The organism is Pseudomonas sp. H9, assembly GCF_004353925.1.
Lineage (GTDB): Bacteria > Pseudomonadota > Gammaproteobacteria > Pseudomonadales > Pseudomonadaceae > Aquipseudomonas.
Genome location: NZ_SMOK01000004.1, coordinates 35,406 through 52,166, shown reverse-complemented (window position 1 = coordinate 52,166; position 16,761 = coordinate 35,406). Strand labels below are relative to the sequence as shown.

Annotated in this window: 17 protein-coding genes; 11 read left to right on the top strand and 6 right to left on the bottom strand. The window is 59.8% G+C overall.

From position 1 onward, the window contains the following. Window positions 1-32: 32 nt before the first annotated feature. From E1573_RS02570 to E1573_RS02560, 3 genes are all read left to right on the top strand, one after another. Window positions 33-773, top strand: coding sequence for a DUF2076 domain-containing protein (locus E1573_RS02570; protein ID WP_133210370.1), 741 nt, complete (start codon window positions 33-35; stop codon window positions 771-773). A gap of 101 nt (window positions 774-874) precedes the next feature. Next, window positions 875-1,354: an NYN domain-containing protein gene (locus tag E1573_RS02565; protein WP_133210368.1), complete on the top strand. Its 480-nt coding sequence runs from the start codon at window positions 875-877 to the stop codon at window positions 1,352-1,354. A gap of 18 nt (window positions 1,355-1,372) precedes the next feature. Further along, on the top strand, window positions 1,373-1,975 hold the full coding sequence (locus E1573_RS02560; protein ID WP_133210366.1) for a PolC-type DNA polymerase III: 603 nt from the start codon (window positions 1,373-1,375) through the stop codon (window positions 1,973-1,975). Here the strand turns inward: E1573_RS02560 and E1573_RS02555 are convergent. After that, window positions 1,972-2,430: an Lrp/AsnC family transcriptional regulator gene (locus tag E1573_RS02555; RefSeq protein ID WP_133210364.1), complete on the bottom strand. Its 459-nt coding sequence runs from the start codon at window positions 2,428-2,430 to the stop codon at window positions 1,972-1,974. The two genes, E1573_RS02560 and E1573_RS02555, sit on opposite strands and share 4 nt — an antisense overlap. A 152-nt stretch (window positions 2,431-2,582) precedes the next feature. Here E1573_RS02555 and yedA point away from each other — a divergent pair, with 152 nt between their 5' ends. After that, window positions 2,583-3,515, top strand: a complete 933-nt coding sequence (gene yedA / locus E1573_RS02550; protein ID WP_133210362.1) for a drug/metabolite exporter YedA — start codon at window positions 2,583-2,585, stop codon at window positions 3,513-3,515. A 75-nt stretch (window positions 3,516-3,590) separates the two neighbouring features. Next, the gene (locus tag E1573_RS02545) at window positions 3,591-4,919 is read left to right on the top strand and encodes a DEAD/DEAH box helicase (RefSeq protein WP_133210360.1); all 1,329 of its coding nucleotides are present in this window, start codon (window positions 3,591-3,593) and stop codon (window positions 4,917-4,919) included. Between the two features lie 77 nt (window positions 4,920-4,996). On the opposite strand, the gene E1573_RS02540 is transcribed toward E1573_RS02545, so the two are convergent. Together E1573_RS02540 and E1573_RS02535 are read right to left on the bottom strand one after the other, a co-directional pair. Next, on the bottom strand, window positions 4,997-6,232 hold the full coding sequence (locus E1573_RS02540; protein ID WP_133210358.1) for a TIGR03862 family flavoprotein: 1,236 nt from the start codon (window positions 6,230-6,232) through the stop codon (window positions 4,997-4,999). 148 nt (window positions 6,233-6,380) lie between these two features. Next, window positions 6,381-7,295 carry a histone deacetylase gene (locus E1573_RS02535; protein ID WP_133210356.1) on the bottom strand — a complete coding sequence of 305 codons (915 nt, stop codon included), beginning with the start codon at window positions 7,293-7,295 and terminating at the stop codon, window positions 6,381-6,383. A gap of 96 nt (window positions 7,296-7,391) precedes the next feature. Here E1573_RS02535 and E1573_RS02530 point away from each other — a divergent pair, with 96 nt between their 5' ends. The 4 genes from E1573_RS02530 to E1573_RS02515 all read left to right on the top strand — a co-directional run bounded on the left by E1573_RS02530 (window position 7,392) and on the right by E1573_RS02515 (window position 9,986). Further along, on the top strand, window positions 7,392-7,817 hold the full coding sequence (locus E1573_RS02530) for an EamA family transporter (RefSeq protein ID WP_133210354.1): 426 nt from the start codon (window positions 7,392-7,394) through the stop codon (window positions 7,815-7,817). A gap of 62 nt (window positions 7,818-7,879) precedes the next feature. Next, complete coding sequence (locus E1573_RS02525) at window positions 7,880-8,449, top strand: GNAT family N-acetyltransferase (protein WP_133210352.1); 570 nt, start codon at window positions 7,880-7,882, stop codon at window positions 8,447-8,449. A gap of 77 nt (window positions 8,450-8,526) precedes the next feature. Next, window positions 8,527-9,396, top strand: coding sequence for an acyl-CoA thioesterase II (gene tesB, locus E1573_RS02520; protein ID WP_133210350.1), 870 nt, complete (start codon window positions 8,527-8,529; stop codon window positions 9,394-9,396). After that, window positions 9,393-9,986, top strand: coding sequence for an HAD family hydrolase (locus tag E1573_RS02515; RefSeq protein WP_133210348.1), 594 nt, complete (start codon window positions 9,393-9,395; stop codon window positions 9,984-9,986). The genes tesB and E1573_RS02515 overlap by 4 nt, the downstream gene beginning before the upstream one ends. 80 nt (window positions 9,987-10,066) lie before the next feature. On the opposite strand, the gene E1573_RS02510 is transcribed toward E1573_RS02515, so the two are convergent. From E1573_RS02510 to E1573_RS02500, 3 genes are all read right to left on the bottom strand, one after another. Further along, window positions 10,067-12,529 (bottom strand): TonB-dependent receptor, encoded by a 2,463-nt coding sequence (locus tag E1573_RS02510; protein ID WP_133210346.1) that lies wholly within the window; start codon window positions 12,527-12,529, stop codon window positions 10,067-10,069. Between the two features lie 105 nt (window positions 12,530-12,634). Further along, window positions 12,635-13,582, bottom strand: coding sequence for a FecR domain-containing protein (locus E1573_RS02505; RefSeq protein WP_133210344.1), 948 nt, complete (start codon window positions 13,580-13,582; stop codon window positions 12,635-12,637). Next, a complete protein-coding gene (locus E1573_RS02500; RefSeq protein WP_133210342.1) occupies window positions 13,583-14,083 on the bottom strand; it encodes a sigma-70 family RNA polymerase sigma factor in 501 nt (166 codons plus the stop codon). Window positions 14,084-14,224: 141 nt separating this feature from the next. Here E1573_RS02500 and E1573_RS02495 point away from each other — a divergent pair, with 141 nt between their 5' ends. Together E1573_RS02495 and E1573_RS02490 are read left to right on the top strand one after the other, a co-directional pair. Beyond that, a complete protein-coding gene (locus tag E1573_RS02495; RefSeq protein ID WP_133210340.1) occupies window positions 14,225-15,235 on the top strand; it encodes an NAD(P)-dependent alcohol dehydrogenase in 1,011 nt (336 codons plus the stop codon). A 262-nt stretch (window positions 15,236-15,497) separates the two neighbouring features. Next, a complete protein-coding gene (locus E1573_RS02490; RefSeq protein WP_133210338.1) occupies window positions 15,498-16,751 on the top strand; it encodes an amino acid permease in 1,254 nt (417 codons plus the stop codon). Window positions 16,752-16,761 lie beyond the last annotated feature (10 nt).

Here is a 16,761-nt window from a genome sequence, read left to right as displayed (position 1 = left end):
GAAATCCCTTGGCTTTAGTGTGAGGTTGCCCCATGAACAGTGAAGAACAAACCCTGATCGATGGCCTGTTTGGCCGGCTCAGGCAAGCCGAGGATCCGGCGACCCCGCGTGACGCCCAGGCTCAGGCCCGGATTACCGAGCACCTGCAACAACAACCCGCTGCGCCTTACTACATGGCTCAGGCGATTTTGGTTCAAGAAGCTGCACTCAAGCGCCTGGACGAGCAAAACAAGCAACTGCAGGCCGAACTCAAACAGGCCAAGGCACAACTGGCTGCCACCACCTCGAACAGCAGCGGGGGCTTTCTTTCCAGTATCTTCGGCAGCGGCACCCGTGATCCTCAACCGCTTCAATCGCAAGCGTCAGCCAGTGCATCTGGTGGTGGTTGGCGTGAGCCGGCGCGGGGCTTCAGCCAGCCCGGCACAGCCGCGCAGCAAGGTTTCAATGCCGCACCCACTCAGGCGCCCGCCCGCAGTGGCGCCAGCAGTTTCCTTGGCGGTGCTCTGCAAACGGCGGCCGGTGTGGCAGGTGGTGTGATGCTGGCGCAGGGCATCAGCAGCCTGTTCAACCATCATTCACAACCTGAAGAGGTGGTAGAGGTCATCAAGGAAGAGCCCGCACCAGCTAGCGACAACGGTGGCTGGGGGAGCAATGATGAGCAACGCCTGACCGCTGACAACAGCGACTATGGCAACGATCAGGGCGGTTTCATGGACAGCGATTACGGTAGCGACGACGGCGGTTTCTTCGACGGCGACGACACCTTCGTCTGAGTGCGCATACCCGCACCGCCTTCGTGCTGGCATACTGGGCGCCACAACGGCCCCGGTGTGCGGCGGCCGGCAATCGCGCCACGGCGCCATGAGGAAGAGCGGTGAAGAAGATCGCGGTGTTCGCCGATGTGCAGAACCTCTATTACACCGTGCGTCAGGCTTATGGCTGTCATTTCAACTATGCCGCGCTGTGGGCCGACATCAGTCAGCATGGGCAGATTGTCGAGGCGGTCGCTTATGCCATCGATCGCGGTGACAGCAAACAGCAGCAGTTCCAGCAAATCCTGCGTAACCTGGGTTTTACCGTCAAACTCAAACCTTACATCCAGCGCAGCGATGGCTCTGCCAAGGGCGACTGGGATGTCGGGATTACGCTGGACGTGATCGATGCTGCGGCCAGGGTCGATGAAGTCGTGCTGGCATCGGGTGACGGCGATTTCGACCTACTGCTGGAGCGGGTTATCAGTCGCCACGGCATCGAAGCGGTTGCCTATGGTGTCCCGGGCCTGACCGCCAACTCCCTGATTCGCGCTGCCAGCCGTTATGTGCCCATCGAAGGCGCGTTGCTGCTGCGGCACTAAGTTTTACTGAGGTTCAGTTTGGAACGTATCGCTGTTATCGACTTTGAAACCACCGGTATTTCGCCAGGTGTCAATTGCCGGGCCACGGAAGTGGCGGTGGTCATGCTCGAGCGAGGTCGTATTGTCGAGCGCTACCAGAGTTTGATGAACGCTGGCCTGCCGGTGCCTGCATTCGTTGCCGGGCTGACTGGCATCACCACGGCCATGCTGCGTACGGCGCCGCCTATTGCTCAGGTGATGAGTGAAGTGGCCGAGTTCGTTGGCGATACGCCGATGCTTGCGCACAATGCATCGTTCGACCAGAAGTTCTGGGACTATGAACTGGCCCAGATCGGCCGTGCTCGCAGTCAGCGTTTTGCCTGTTCGATGCTATTGGCCCGGCGCTTAATGCCCGCCGCTCCCAATCACAAGCTTGGCACCCTGACGCGCTGGGCCGGCCTGCCAGACACCGGCACCGCTCACCGGGCGATGGCCGATGCCGAAATGGCTGCCAACCTGGCTCAGCATCTGGCCGGGCAATTGCGTAAGCAAGGTGTCAATGCGGTCTCCCACCAGTTGTTCTGCAGCCTGCAGAAGGTGCCTGCGGCGAAGATCACTGAGGCACTCAAGGCCTACCGTTAAGCTTTCTTGCCGTTGTGCTCAAGGTGGCTCAACGGCACGCGCCGTTCCACTGCGCTGGAGAGGATGATCGAGGTTTTGCTGAAGCCGAACTGGGCAACGCGGTTGATCAGTGCTTCCAGCTCCGGCATTGAGCCAACGGCAGCTTGCATGATCACGCAAGGATCACCGGTCACCCGGTGGCATTCGGTCAACTGCGGGATCTGTGTGAGTGCTTCGTACGCCTGCTGATTGCCATGGCTGGCCAGGCGCAGTTCGATCACGCACTGAATGGGCAGGCCGATTTTCTCCAGATCGACGTTGGCTTGATAGCCAGTGATAACCCCGCTGGCCTCAAGTTTGGCGACACGTTCGGCAACCGCTGGCGCCGACAGGTTGACCTTGCGCGCGAGCTCGGCAAACGAGGCGCGGCCGTTTTCCAGCAAGGCACTGAGGAGCATTCGATCGTACTTGTCCATGGGAATCCTGAGGCGATTTATGATTCGAAAGCTATAGGCCTTAAGAACCGTGCTTTCAAAAGTGTATGGCTCTTTTAAACAGGTTTTGTAACTTATGTTTGCATCCACGCCTTTCTAAACTAACGCTCCGACAAATAAATTTCGAGCCCCTCATGTCTTCCCCTCGTCGCTTCCCGTTGGTTTTGATCGGCGCTTTCCTTGCGTTGTATTTGGTGTGGGGCTCTACCTACCTGGTCATTCGCATTGGTGTCGAATCCTGGCCGCCGCTGCTGATGGCTGGGGTGCGCTTTCTGATTGCCGGTACGTTGCTGTATGGCTTCCTGCGCTGGCGTGGCGTGCCTGCGCCGACCTGGCCGCAGTGGCGTGCTGCCGGCATCATCGGTGTGCTGTTGCTCAGCTGTGGTAACGGTGGCGTGACCTTAGCCGAGCATGCTGGCGTGGCCTCTGGTGTTGCCGCGCTGGCGGTGGCCACGGTTCCGTTGTTTACCTTGCTGTTCGGTTTGTTTTGGGGGCATCGCAACACCCGCTTGGAATGGGCTGGCATCTTCCTTGGGCTGGTGGGTATCGCCATGCTCAACCTCGGCTCGAACCTGCAGGCCAGCCCCATGGGCGCTGCGTTGATCCTGTTTGCTGCTGCCTCCTGGGCGTTTGGTTCGGTCTGGAGTAAAAGCTTGCCGCTGCCCCAAGGACCGATGGCCAGCGCGGCTGAGATGCTGGTCGGCGGTGCTGTCTTGTTGCTGGGCAGTGCGCTCAGTGGTGAGCGCATGACCCAAATGCCGACAGCGGCAGGTTGGGGCGCATTGGCCTACCTGGTGTTCTTTGGTTCGATCCTGGCCTTCAGCGCCTACATGTACTTGCTCAAGCATGTGCGTCCGGCGGCGGCCACCAGCTACGCCTATGTCAATCCGGCGGTGGCGGTGTTGCTGGGCATTCTGTTTGCCGGCGAGCAGATTGGTTTCGAGGAGTGTGTGGCGATGGCGGTGATCATCGGGGCAGTGGTGCTCATTGGTCTGCCGCAGTGGCGCAAGCCGGCAACCACAGTCAGCAAGGCGCAAGCGCCCGCAGATGGTGAGCTGTGCAAGTAGCAACGGTTTGTCAGGAAGCTGCAGGCCGAACAAGGTAAACTGCCGGCATTGCTGAATTCCCCTGACGGTACCGCTATGACATTCGCCAAACTTGGCCTGATTGAACCCTTGCTGCGCGCGCTTGAGCGCCTGGACTACAACACCCCGACGCCAGTCCAGGCCCAGGCCATTCCTGCCGTGCTGGCAGGGCGCGACCTGATGGCCGCAGCCCAGACCGGTACCGGCAAGACCGCAGGCTTCGCCCTGCCGCTGCTGCAGCGCCTGACCCTTGAGGGTGCCAAGGTCGCCAGCAATTCGGTTCGCGCTTTAGTGCTGGTGCCCACCCGCGAACTGGCCGAGCAAGTGCACAGCAACATCCGTGAATATGCCGAACACCTGCCGCTGAGTACCTACGCGGTGTACGGCGGTGTCAGCATCAACCCGCAGATGATGAAGCTGCGCAAAGGTATCGACCTGCTGGTAGCAACGCCGGGGCGCTTGCTTGACCTGTTCCGTCAGAACGCGGTGAAGTTCAACCAGTTGCAGGCGTTGGTGCTCGATGAGGCTGACCGCATGCTCGACCTGGGCTTTGCCGAAGAGCTGCGCGCAGTCTACGCCGCGTTGCCAGTGCGTCGGCAGACACTGCTGTTCTCGGCGACGTTTTCCGATGAGATCCGCATGCTGGCCGGGCAAACCTTGAATGATCCGTTGAGCATTGAAGTCAGCCCGCGCAACGTCACCGCCAGCACCGTCAAGCAGTGGATTGTGCCGGTGGACAAAAAACGCAAGCCAGAGCTGTTCAGCCACCTGATGCGCAAACAGCGCTGGAAGCAGGTGCTGGTGTTTGCCAAAACCCGTAATGGCGTTGATCAACTGGTTGAACGCCTGCGCGGCGAAGGTGTGAACGCCGACGGCATTCATGGTGACAAGCCTCAGGCAACTCGGCAACGTGCTCTGGACAGTTTCAAAGCGCGTGAAATCCAGATTCTTGTCGCCACTGATGTTGCAGCGCGCGGGTTGGATATCGACGACCTGCCACTGGTGGTCAACTTCGACCTGCCGATTGTCGCGGAAGACTACATCCACCGTATCGGTCGTACCGGGCGTGCGGGGAATACCGGTGAGGCAATTTCGCTGGTGTGTGCTGATGAAGTGCAGCTGTTATCGGCAATTGAAATGCTGACGCGCAAAACCTTGCCACGACATGAAGAGCCGGACTTCATCCCTGACCACAAAGTGCCGATGACAGATGCCAGTGGCCAGATCCTGAAAAAGCCGAAGAAACCGAAGAAGCCCAAGGAAAGCAGCAGCAAACGCAGCCTGGGCCGCTGGATGGACAGTGCTGAAACGGCTACGGCACCGGTGGCCAAGCCAGTGCGTAAGGTGCCTGCCTTCAATACCGGGCCACGCAAGCGTAAGCCTTGAGCAAGTGGGAGCGGGCTTGCCCCGCGATAGCGATCTGTCAGTCACATCGCATCGCGGGGCAAGCCCGCTCCCACAGGTCAGTGCTTCAGCCAGTCCAGAATCCCGAACCCGGCTTTGCGGCCACTGGCGAAACACGCCGTCAGCAGGTAGCCGCCGGTGGGGGCTTCCCAGTCGAGCATCTCGCCGGCACAAAACACCCCCGGCAGCGCTTTGAGCATCAAGTGCTCATCCATCGCCTCAAACATAACGCCCCCCGCGCTGCTGATCGCTTCATCCAATGGGCGAGGGCGCACCAGCTCGATCGGCAGGGCCTTGATCGCCTGGGCCAGCAAGGCTGGGTCGGCGAAGGTCTGTGCATCGGTTTGCTCGCGCAGTAGCGCTGCCTTGACCCCGTCCAGGCCGAGCTGGCTGTGCAGGTGCTTGGCCATCGAACGTGAACCGCGTGGCTTGGTTAAGGCCTTGTGGATGTTATCCACAGAGCGGTTGGGCAACAGATCAAGCAGTACAGTGGCGCTGCCTGTGCGGTTAATGGCTTCACGGATCTGTGCCGACCAGGCATACACCAGGCTGCCTTCAAGGCCTTGGGCGGTGACAATGCATTCACCCAGACGCGGAGTTTGCCCGGCAAGGCTCAGGGCGATGTTCTTCAGCGGGGCGCCAGCGAACTTGCTTTTCAGCAGATCACTCCAGGCGTTGACTTCGAATCCGCTGTTGGCGGCTTGCAACGGCGCAACCTGTACGCTTTTATCCACAAGCCAGGGCAACCAGGCTGCATCAGAGCCCAAGCGCGCCCAACTGCCACCACCCAAGGCCAGTAAGGTGGCGTCAGGTTTGAGCGCCAGTTCACCCTGTGGATAAGCCACCCGCAGGCTGCCATCGCTGCTCCAGCCAAGCCAACGATGACGGGTGTGGATAACGACCCCGATGTCACGCAGGCGTTTGAGCCAGGCGCGCAGCAGTGGCGCGGCCTTCATATCGCGAGGAAACACGCGGCCAGAAGTCCCGACAAAGGTTTCGATGCCCAGCGCGTGAATCCATTGGCGTAGGGCATCGGCATCGAAGTGTTCCAGCAGCTTGGCGACTTCGCTGCTGCGCTCGGCATAGCGCGAAATGAACGCCGGGTAAGGTTCGGAATGGGTGATGTTCATACCGCCGACCCCGGCCAAGAGGAATTTTCGACCTACCGACGGCATGGCGTCGTACAGATCCACCGCAACCCCGGCCTGACCGAGCACCTCAGCGGCCATGAGTCCGGCCGGGCCGCCTCCGATAATCACAACGTGTGGGCGGCGGGTGGAGGGGGTGTCGGTCATGGTCGGCTGTAAGCTGGAAAAAGAGCCGGCATTCTACCTCAGCAGCGCGGGCGGAAGCACTGAGCAAAAAATGAACAGTTGCTTCAAGCCCAGGCCGTTAAAGGGCTGCAGTGGCTTTCACGCAGGTTATCCACAGGCGGTTCCACAGTCATTGTGAGTAACCCAATACCCGGCTGGCGCTGTGATGAAGAATGCCGTGGCGGCGTGCGAGAGCCTGGCGGTCTTTGCTGTAGCCACCGCCGATGACTCCAACCACCGGAATATCCCGGCCTAGGCACTGGCGCAGTACATGTTCATCACGTGCTGCGACACCTGCATCGGTCAATTGCAGGTAACCGAGGGCATCGTCTTTATGCACATCCACGCCGGCGTCATACAACACAATATCCGGGCGGTACAACGGCAGCAGGTAGTTGAGGGCGTCTTCCACCACTTTCAGATAGGCCTGATCGCCCATGCCTCTGGGCAAGGGAATGTCCCAGTCGCTTTGCGCTTTGCGTGCCGGGAAGTTTTGCTCGCAGTGCAACGACACGGTAATTGCGTCGGGGGTGTTATGGAGTATCCGCGCCGTTCCATCACCTTGGTGTACGTCGCAGTCGAAGATCAACACTTTATGGACGTGACCGGCCTCGAGCAGGTAGTGGCTGATGATCGCCAAGTCATTGAAGATGCAAAAACCGGCAGGGTGGTCGTAGTGAGCATGGTGAGTGCCACCGGCCAAGTGACAGGCGATGCCATGCTTCAAGGCTTCCTCGGCGGCCAACAGTGAGCCACCTACCGCTCTGACGGTACGTCGGGCCAAGGCTTCGCTCCAGGGCAGGCCGAGGCGGCGCTGGTCTTCGCGTGACAGTTCGCCATTCATGTAGCGTTCGATGTAATCGCGATCATGTGCCAGGGCGAGGATGTCGTTCGGGCAGATCTGCGGACGCAGCAACGCCTGGTCGGTGGTCAGGCCGCTGTCGACGAGGTGGTCGCGCAACAGGCGAAACTTGTCCATTGGGAAGCGGTGCTCGGCGGGAAATGCCGGGCTGTAGTCGTCGTGGTAAATCAGCGGCAGGGGCATGGCAGGTTCTTGAGCAAGTCAGAAGTCGATCTTGCCAGTTGCAGTTGCCATTGCGCTACTTTGTAGAAAGCACGACTTCTCGCATAAGGCGCACACATGCTCGCTTCCTGGACATTCTGGGCTGTGCTTTCGGCAGTATTCGCGGCGTTGACTGCGATTTTTGCCAAGGTCGGCATCAGTGGCATCAACTCTGATTTCGCGACCTTGCTGCGCACGGTGGTGGTCTTGATCAGCCTGGCGCTGATTCTTTACGCCACCGGTCAATACCAGTCACTGAATTCCATTTCAGCACGCAGTTACCTGTTTCTGGTGTTGTCCGGGCTGGCCACTGGTGCCTCGTGGATTTGCTACTTCCGCGCCCTGCAGTTAGGCCAGGCATCGCAGGTGGCGCCTGTGGATAAGCTCAGTGTGGTGCTGGTTGCGGTGCTCGGTGTCACCTTGCTTGGCGAAAAACTCGACCTGCGTCAGTGGGCGGGCATCAGCCTGGTCACTCTGGGCGTAGTGATGCTTGCATGGCGCTGACAGCCAGCTTTCTTGCGCTTGCCTACGCTGTACACTGCAGGTGATGCGCTCAGGAGCTGGCAATGACCCCCATACTCGAACTGGAAAGTGCACGGCTGGTGCTGCGCCAATGGCAGGATGACGATCTCACCGAGTTCGCTGCCATGTGTGCCGACCCTCAGGTCATGCGTTACTTCCCCGCCCCACTGACGCGCCTTGAAAGTGCGGCGCTGATTGGCCGGATCCGTGGTCACTTCAATGAATACGGTTTTGGCTTGTGGGCGTTGGAGCGCAAAGACTCGGGCGCTTTTATCGGCATGACCGGGCTGCTCAATGTCAATTTCGACGCCGATTTCACCCCCGCGGTGGAAATTGGTTGGCGCCTGGCACGTCGTCATTGGGGGCTGGGCTTTGCCAGCGAAGCCGCCTGGACCAGCCTGCGCTGTGCCTTTGCCCAGTTGGGCCTGGAGCAGGTGGTGTCGTTCACCACGGAAAGTAACCTGCCTTCACAGAAAGTCATGCAGGCCATCGGCATGCAGCAGGATGTGCAAGGAAGCTTTCTGCATCCCAAATTACCGGCGGATCATCCGTTACGCGCCCATGTGCTGTACCGCATTAACCGGGAACAGTGGCAGCAAACCCTGCGTGGCTGAATTGCACGGCATACAGGTGAGCTATGACAAACCCTGTATCATTTGTCGCAGTTGCGCTTTGCTTTGGAGAATCTTGAATGAGCCACGTGTTGGACGATCTGGTCGATTTGTTGAGTCTGGAAGCCATTGAGGAAAACCTGTTCCGCGGCCGGAGCCAGGACCTCGGGTTTCGTCAGCTGTACGGCGGTCAGGTGCTGGGCCAGTCGTTGTCGGCGGCCAGCCAGACGGTGGAAGAAGCGCGCCACGTGCATTCTTTGCATGGTTACTTCCTGCGCCCGGGCGATGCCTCGATGCCGGTGGTCTATTCGGTTGACCGGGTTCGCGATGGCGGCAGTTTCAGCACCCGGCGGGTAACGGCGATCCAGAAGGGTCAGACCATCTTTACCTGCAGTGCCTCGTTTCAGTATGACGAGGAGGGCTTTGAACACCAGACGCAGATGCCAAGCGTGGTGGGCCCGGAAAACCTGCCTTCGGAAGTGGAGTTGTTCCAGCGCATGGCCGACCGCCTGCCGGAATCCATCCGCGAAAAAATGCTCTGCGCCAAGCCAATCGAAATGCGCCCGGTTACCGCAGAAGACCCGTTCAACCCGCAACCGGGCGAGCCGGTAAAGTACATCTGGTTCCGAGCAGACGGCACCCTGCCGGACGTGCCAGCACTGCACAAATACATGCTGGCCTATGCCTCGGACTTCGGTCTGTTGACCACTTCACTGCTGCCTCATAGCAAGTCGGTGTGGCAGAAAGATATGCAGATTGCCAGCCTCGACCATGCGCTGTGGTTCCACGGCAACCTGCGCGCTGACGAGTGGCTGTTGTACGCGATGGACAGCCCATGGGCCGGCAATGCCCGTGGTTTTTCCCGTGGCAACATCTTCAATCAGGCAGGGCAACTGGTGGCGTCGTCTTGCCAGGAAGGGCTGACTCGTCACCGTAAGGATTGGGCATGAGCCTCAACGGAATCCGCCATTGGGTGTTCGACATGGACGGCACCCTGACCGTCGCGGTGCATGACTTTGCCGCGATTCGCGAAGCGCTGGACATTCCGCCGGCGGACGACATCCTCACGCATCTGGCGGCGCTGCCGGCTGCCGAAGCTGCGGCCAAACACGCGTGGTTGCTGGAGCATGAACGTGACCTGGCGATTGGTTCGCAGGCTGCCGTGGGGGCTGTGGAGCTGGTGCGCACGCTGGTTGGGCGTGGGTGTCAGTTAGGCATTCTGACCCGCAATGCCCGCGAGCTGGCGCACGTGACATTGGAGGCCATCGGTCTTGCTGACTGCTTTGCCGAGCAGTATGTGCTGGGGCGTGACGAAGCACCGCCCAAGCCGCATCCCGGAGGCTTGCTGAAACTGGCCGATGCGTGGGGCGTGGCGCCTGCCGAGATGGTCATGGTCGGTGATTACCGTTTTGACCTTGATTGCGGTCGTGCAGCAGGTGCCAGAACCATTCTGGTCAACCTGCCGGACAACCCCTGGCCGGAGTTGACCGACTGGCATGCGGCCGATTGCCGGGCGCTACAGGCGTTGCTTCAAGGTTGAAAACCGGTGGGAGCGGGCTTGCCCCGCGATTGCGGTTTATCTGTTACATCGCATCGCGGGGCAAGCCCGCTCCCACGGATTTAGAAGTCCCAGCGCGTGGTCAGCATCAGGTTGCGCGGCTCGCCGTACCAGGTGGTGTCGAAGTTACCCAGGCCGGTCAGGTAGCGCTTGTCGAATACGTTGTTGGCGTTGACGGTGAAGCTCAGGTGCTCGTTGTACTGGTAGCGGCTCATCAGGTCGACTAGGGTGTAGCCGCCTTGTTTGATGTAGGTGTAGTCGTTCACAGCTCCGCTGTAGATCTTGCCGTAGAACGCACTCTGCCAGTTCACGCCACCACCGACGGTCACCTTGTCGAGCATGCCAGGCAGGCGGTACGTGGTGAACACACGCACCAGGTGTTCAGGTTTGCTGGTGCTCATCGGGAAGCCATAGATGCGTTGCTCGTCGGCATCTCGGGTGCGGGCGTAGGTGTAGCCCGCCGACAGGTTCCAGCCTTCTTGCAGTTCACCTGCAATCTCTAGCTCCAGGCCCTTGGTGGTAGCGCCGCTGGTGGCTTTGTAGATGCCTTCGTTAGTGATCGGGTTGGTGCCGATCGATTCGGCGACGTTGTCTTGTTCAATGCGAAAGAAGGCCAGGCTGGCGTTGAGCCTGCCGTCGAAATAGGCGGCTTTCAGGCCGGCTTCGTAGCTGTCGCCTTCAACTGGGTCGAGGGTAACGCCGTTGATGTCTTTGTTGGTCTGCGGTTGGTAGATCGAGGTGTAGCTGGTGTACACCGAATAGGTTTCGTTGAGGTCGTACACAACACCGGCATACGGCGTGACCACGCCATGTTCTTTATAGCTGGCGGAGTTGTCGCGGAAGTTCGGATTCAGGCCGTCGTAGTCGTAATCGTCGTGATACTTGAAGGTGCTGATCCGCGTGCCGAGGATCACCGAGAGCGCATCGGTCGGGCGTAGGCGGGTGGCGATGTAGGCACCGTTCTGGCTTTTCTTCTGCTCGTATTTGCCGTTTTTCGGGAAGTCCGGTACACCAATATGGCCTTTCCAGTCGAAAATGCTGCCGGGTACCAGGCCGAACTCACTGGTGTCCCAGGTGCTACCCGTCTGACGTGAGTGGGCGGTGTTGTAGCCGACCACCAGGTCGTGTTGCCGTCCCAACAGGCTGAACGGGCCAGACAGGCTCAGGTCAGCAGTGTTCTGCACGCGATGGCCTTCCCAGCGGCCCCAGTAGAAAAACATACCGTTGCCGTCACGATCCGGGCTGCCACCACTGGCAGAGGCCAGGCGGGTGTCGTGGTCGCTTTGCAATTGGTTGACGCTGAGTTTGAGTGACCAGTCATTGGCCAGGGCCTGCTCAAGGGAGGCAAAGTAGGTGCGGTTCTGGAAGTCGCGACGGCTCCAGTCAGCGCCTGGGTTGAATGAGCGGGAAAAATCGGTACGGCCGCCGTCGGCGTAGTACACCGGGTTACCGGTCCAGGAGGTGCCGCGAGGGGTGGTGTTCTGCTGATCCATACCCACAGTCAGCAAGGTGTCGGGGGTAATGTCGGCTTCGAGAATGCCGTAGTACACCTCTTTCTTCTGCTGATAGTGATCTTGATAACCCTGTTTGTCTTGTTGTGCAGTGACAAAGCGCCCACGCAGGTTACCACTGCTGTTGAGCGGCCCGGACACGTCGGCTTCGCCGCGATAGTTGTCCCAGCTACCAGCACTGCCGCTCAACGAGGCCTGGAACTGTGCAGTGGGTTTCTTGCGGATCAGGTTGACGGTAGCGGATGGGTCGCCGGAGCCGGTCATCAAGCCGGTCGCGCCCTTGAGCACTTCGACGCGGTCATAGATGGCCATGTCGACGTGGGCAGTGCCTTCGCCATAGACACCGTCATAAATGGTGTTGACCCCGTCGTACTGGTAGTTGGTGATGACCAGGCCACGGCTGGAGAATTCGGTGCGGTCGCTGTCGTAGGCCTGGGCCGAAACGCCGGGAGTGTTGCGCAACACATCGGAGATGCTTTGAGCGCCTTGGTCGTCCATCAACTGGCGGGTAACCACGGTGACCGACTGCGGTGTTTCACGGATCGAAAGCGGTAACTTGGTGGCGGTACGCGATACGGCGGTGGTGTAGGAGCCGGTGTTTTCCGTAGTTTCGCCCAGCAACTGGCTGTTGATGGTGGTTGCCCCAAGCTCCAGGGCACCGCTGTTATCAGTTTCGATCAACACATAGCCACCGTTGCTCTGGCGCTGCGCCTGTAGCCCGCTGCCCTGAAGCAACCGCGCCAGGCCTTCTTCCACGGTGTAGTCGCCCTGCAGGCCGGCCGATTGCTTGCCCTGGGTTTGGCGGGCATCGAACGACAGGGTGATGTTGGCGCGGGTCGCAAACAGGCTCAGGTTGGTGCCCAGCGCCCCGGGTGCAATCTGGAAGCTCTTGCTGGCGCTTTGTGCCATGGCGGGCGTTGGCAGCATTGCCAACATTGGCAGTGGGGCCAGGGTCAGGCCAAACAATGCCAGGTGAACGGCGCGAACCAGTGGGCGAGGGCAAGAGCGGGTCATGCAGGTTTTCCTTCGATTTGGCTGGGCAGAGGTGCAGCTGAATTTGCTGCTTTAACTGCGTAGCCGAATGAGAATGAAAATCGGCAACCCACTTTTTGAAATTATTCAGGCCGGCTCGATGCTGACCCAATAGCGAGTCAGGTAGTTGACCTTGACCGGAAGGGAGGCACCGAGGTTTTCCAGAAGGGTGTCACTGTCATCAATGCGAAAGGCGCCGGATAAACGCAAATCGGCGATGCTCTCGGCGCAGCGCAGTACACCGGGGCGATAACGGCGCAGTTCACTGACAAAGTCAGCTAGACGCCATTCGATCACGGTCAGCATGCCTTGGGTCCAGGCACCGGTACCTGGCGCGGCGCTTTGAGCGCTGCCGATACGTTGTTGGGTGAAACTGACCGATTGTCCTGCTTCCAGTCGCAGCATCATCAGCGGGTTATCCACAGGGCGGATTTCTACCGCGTGTTGCAATACGCTGACCCGGCTCTGGCCCTCATCGCTGCGCACGCTGAAGCGTGTACCCAACGCGCGAACCCGGCCTTCGGCGGTGAGTACCTCAAAGGGGCGGGCAGCGGGGTCGCTGGCGGTTTGCACCATGATCTCGCCGCGATACAAACGCAGCTGGCGTTGAAGGCCATCAAAGCGGATATCCACCGCACTGTCGGTGTTGAGTACCAGCTCGCTGCCATCGCTGAGTTTGACCTCGCGTCGTTGCCCTTTGCCGGTACGCAGTTCAGCCATCAGTGCTTGGGCAGGATTGCTTTCGCGCACCGCCCAGCCAGTGGTACCCACAGCCATGAGCAGTGCGAGGGTCTTGAGCACGGCACGACGGCGCGCGCGGACACCGGCCAGGGTCGGCAGGGCAACGTCGGCAGGCAGATTGCCGAACTGGCGCTGGAGTTTTTCCACGCGGGCCCAGGCCTGGGCATGGGCCTGGCTTGTGCTCAGCCAGGCCTGCCAGGCTTGGAGCTGGGCATCAGTGGGCGGTGCGGCATTAAGTTGCACGTACCAGGTGGCGGCCGCTTCCAGGGTGCGGTAATCCAGCGAGTGTGCCATTCAGTCGTCCGTCAGCAGCAGGCAGTGGGTCATGGCGCGGATCAAATGCTTTTTCACCGTGGTCACCGAGACGCCCAGGCGTTCGGCGGTGGCGACATAACTCAAGCCTTCCAGTTGCACCGTCAGGAAGATGTTGCGGGTGCGCTCGCCCAAGCCATCGAGCAAGGTATCGACCGCCACCAGGGTTTCGAGGATCAGCAGGCGTTTTTCCGGCGAGTCGGCCATGCACTCGGGTCGGCTTGCCAGTTCTGCCAGGTAGGCTTGTTCCAGCGCCTTGCGACGGAATTTGTCGATCATCAGCGCGTTGGCAATGGCCCCCAGGTAGCTGCGCGGTTCGCGGATCGTCTGGGCATTGCGGGCGTTCAGTACACGGATAAAGGTGTCCTGGGCCAGGTCGGCAGCATCGCTGGCATTGCCCAGGCGGGCGCGTAGCCAGCTTTTCAGCCAACCATTGTGTTCGCTGTAGAGCGTATGCAGAGCGGCATGATCGGGAGCGGACATGAGCGGCTACCAGCGTGCTAATTGATAATTAGTCGCATTATTGTTGTTTGACAGGATGTTTCGCAAGCACTGGCGCTTGACCACTGCCCAGTGGCAGCCAAGACTGATCAGCTACTTACCGGATCCACACAGGAGGTTCGCATGACCAGCAAGGCTATTTACGTTCAGGCCGGCGGCGGTTACGACAAGGTTCAGGTCGGCACGTGCGAGGCACCTGCGCCCAGGGCAGGTGAGATTACCGTACGGCTGCATGCCAACTCCCTTAACTATCACGACTTTGCTGTGGTCAGCGGCATGTGGGGGCCGAGCGAGGCGCGAATCCCGATGGCTGATGGCGCGGGTGTGGTGACTGCAGTCGGCGAAGGCGTCAGCGAATTTGCGGTGGGCGATGCTGTGGTCAGCACCTTCTTCCCGGATTGGATTGACGGCCAGCCATTAGTGGAAGGTTTTGCCTCCGTGCCCGGCGATGGCATCGACGGCTATGCACGGGAGCAGGTGACCGCGCGTGCTACCTCGTTCACCCTTGCACCGAAGGGCTTTAGCCATGCCGAGGCCGCCACCCTGACCACTGCAGGGCTGACTGCCTGGCGGGCCTTGATGGCCGACGACTCGCTCAAACCGGGTGACACCGTGCTGGTGCAAGGCACGGGTGGGGTTTCGATCTTCGCCTTGCAGTTCGCCAAGCTGGCAGGCGCTACGGTGATCGCCACTTCTTCCAGTGACGAGAAACTCGAACGTCTCAAGGCCATGGGCGCCGATCACCTGATCAACTACCGCAAGACCCCGGCCTGGGGGGAAACCGTTCGCCAGCTCACCGATAATCGTGGTGTCGATCACGTCATTGAAGTCGGCGGCCCGGCAACCCTGGAGCAATCGATGATTGCTGCACGCATTGGCGGGCACATTTCCTTGATCGGTATTCTGACCGGAGTAGCCGGCCAGTTGCCGTTGGTGCAAGCGCTGGTGCGCCAGATTCGCCTGCAAGGTGTGCTGGTGGGGAGTCGCGCCCAGCAACAGGCGATGGTACGGGCGATTGATGCCAATGGCTTGCGCCCGGTCATCGACAAAACCTTTGCCCTGGAACAGATCGTCGACGCGTTCCGCCACCAGGAAAGCAACCAGCATTTTGGCAAGATCTGCCTGGAATTCTGAACGTGTATCCCTGTGAGGCAGCCCGACCTTGGTCGGGCTTGACCTTCGCCTGAATCACTAACTATCTGCTTTTAAAGGATTTTATAGAAATCTGGGTTCACACTCTTTCGCCCTGTGTGGATGTTATTCCGAACACCTTGTGTGATATTTTGCCCGCCGCTCGAAATATCCATGGCACAGCGCCTTCATCCTGAGGATGGGCCTGTGATGCATCGCTTCAGGTGCTTCCGGAAACAAATATAAATACGCAGTGAGTGTGATCATGAGTGCAAAACCCAACATCGCCGTGGGCGGTGCTGACGCGTCCGTCTCCGAGTCATCGGGCCTGGAGGTCAAACGCCTGACCTTTGTCGAGGCCGTGGCGATGATCGTGGGCACCAACATCGGTGCGGGCGTTCTGTCGATGGCGTATGCCAGCCGTCTGGCCGGTTACATGCCGCTGCTGCTGTGGCTGGCGGTAGCTGGTGTCTTCACCACCATTTCCATGCTCTATGTATCGGAAACCACCCTGCGTACCCGTAGCCATCACCAACTGAGTGGCTTGGCGCAACGCTACGTCGGCTCTTTCGGCGCCTGGGCGATCTTCCTTTCGGTGGCAGTCAACAGCATCGGTGCCCTGACCGCTTACATGAGCGGTAGCGGCAAGATCCTCAGTGAGTTTTTCGGTATCAGCCCGGCACTGGGCAGCCTGCTGTTCTTCCTGCCTGCTGCATTCGTGCTGTACCTGGGGCTCAAGGCCATCGGCAAGGGTGAGAAGTTCATCAGTATTGGCATGGTTTCGATGACGCTGGTGCTGGTGATCGCGACGCTGATCAACGAGCGTACCGACTTTGCCAACCTGTTCGACGGTAGCTGGATCTACATGATTCCAGTGTTCAACATTGCCGTGTTCTGTTTCTCGGCCCAGTACGTGGTGCCGGAAATGGCGCGTGGTTTCAGCCATGCCCCCAAGCGCCTGCCGATTGCGGTAATCACCGGGATGGTCATCACCTTTGTTCTGCTGGCTATCGTACCGATGTCGGTGATTGCCCTGAACGGCCTGGAAAACCAGACCGAAGTGGCCACCCTGGCGTGGGGCCAGGCCCTGGGGCAGTGGGCGTTCTACACCGCCAACACCTTTGCCCTGTGCGCCATGATGACCTCGTACTGGGGCCTGGGCGGCAGCTTCCTGACCAACATTTTCGACAAGTTCAAAAGCCTGGGTTCGGAAAGCAACCCTAAAAACCGCCTGCTGGTGCTGGGTATCGTGTGTGTGCCGCCGTTCGTGCTGGCCTACAGCGGCATGGTCGGTTTTGTGAACGCACTGTACTTCGCGGGTGTGTTCAGTGGTGTGATCCTGTCGATCATGCCGATCCTGATGCTGCGCTCGGCGCGCAAGAACGGTGACATCGTCCCGGCGTGGCAGTGCGGCTGGATTGCCCATCCGGCGATTCAGGTGATGGTAGTCATTCTGTACCTGTGCAGCATGGCCTATGCCATTGCCAGTGCGCTGGGCTGGTTGCCAGGCGGCTGGTAACACCACAAAG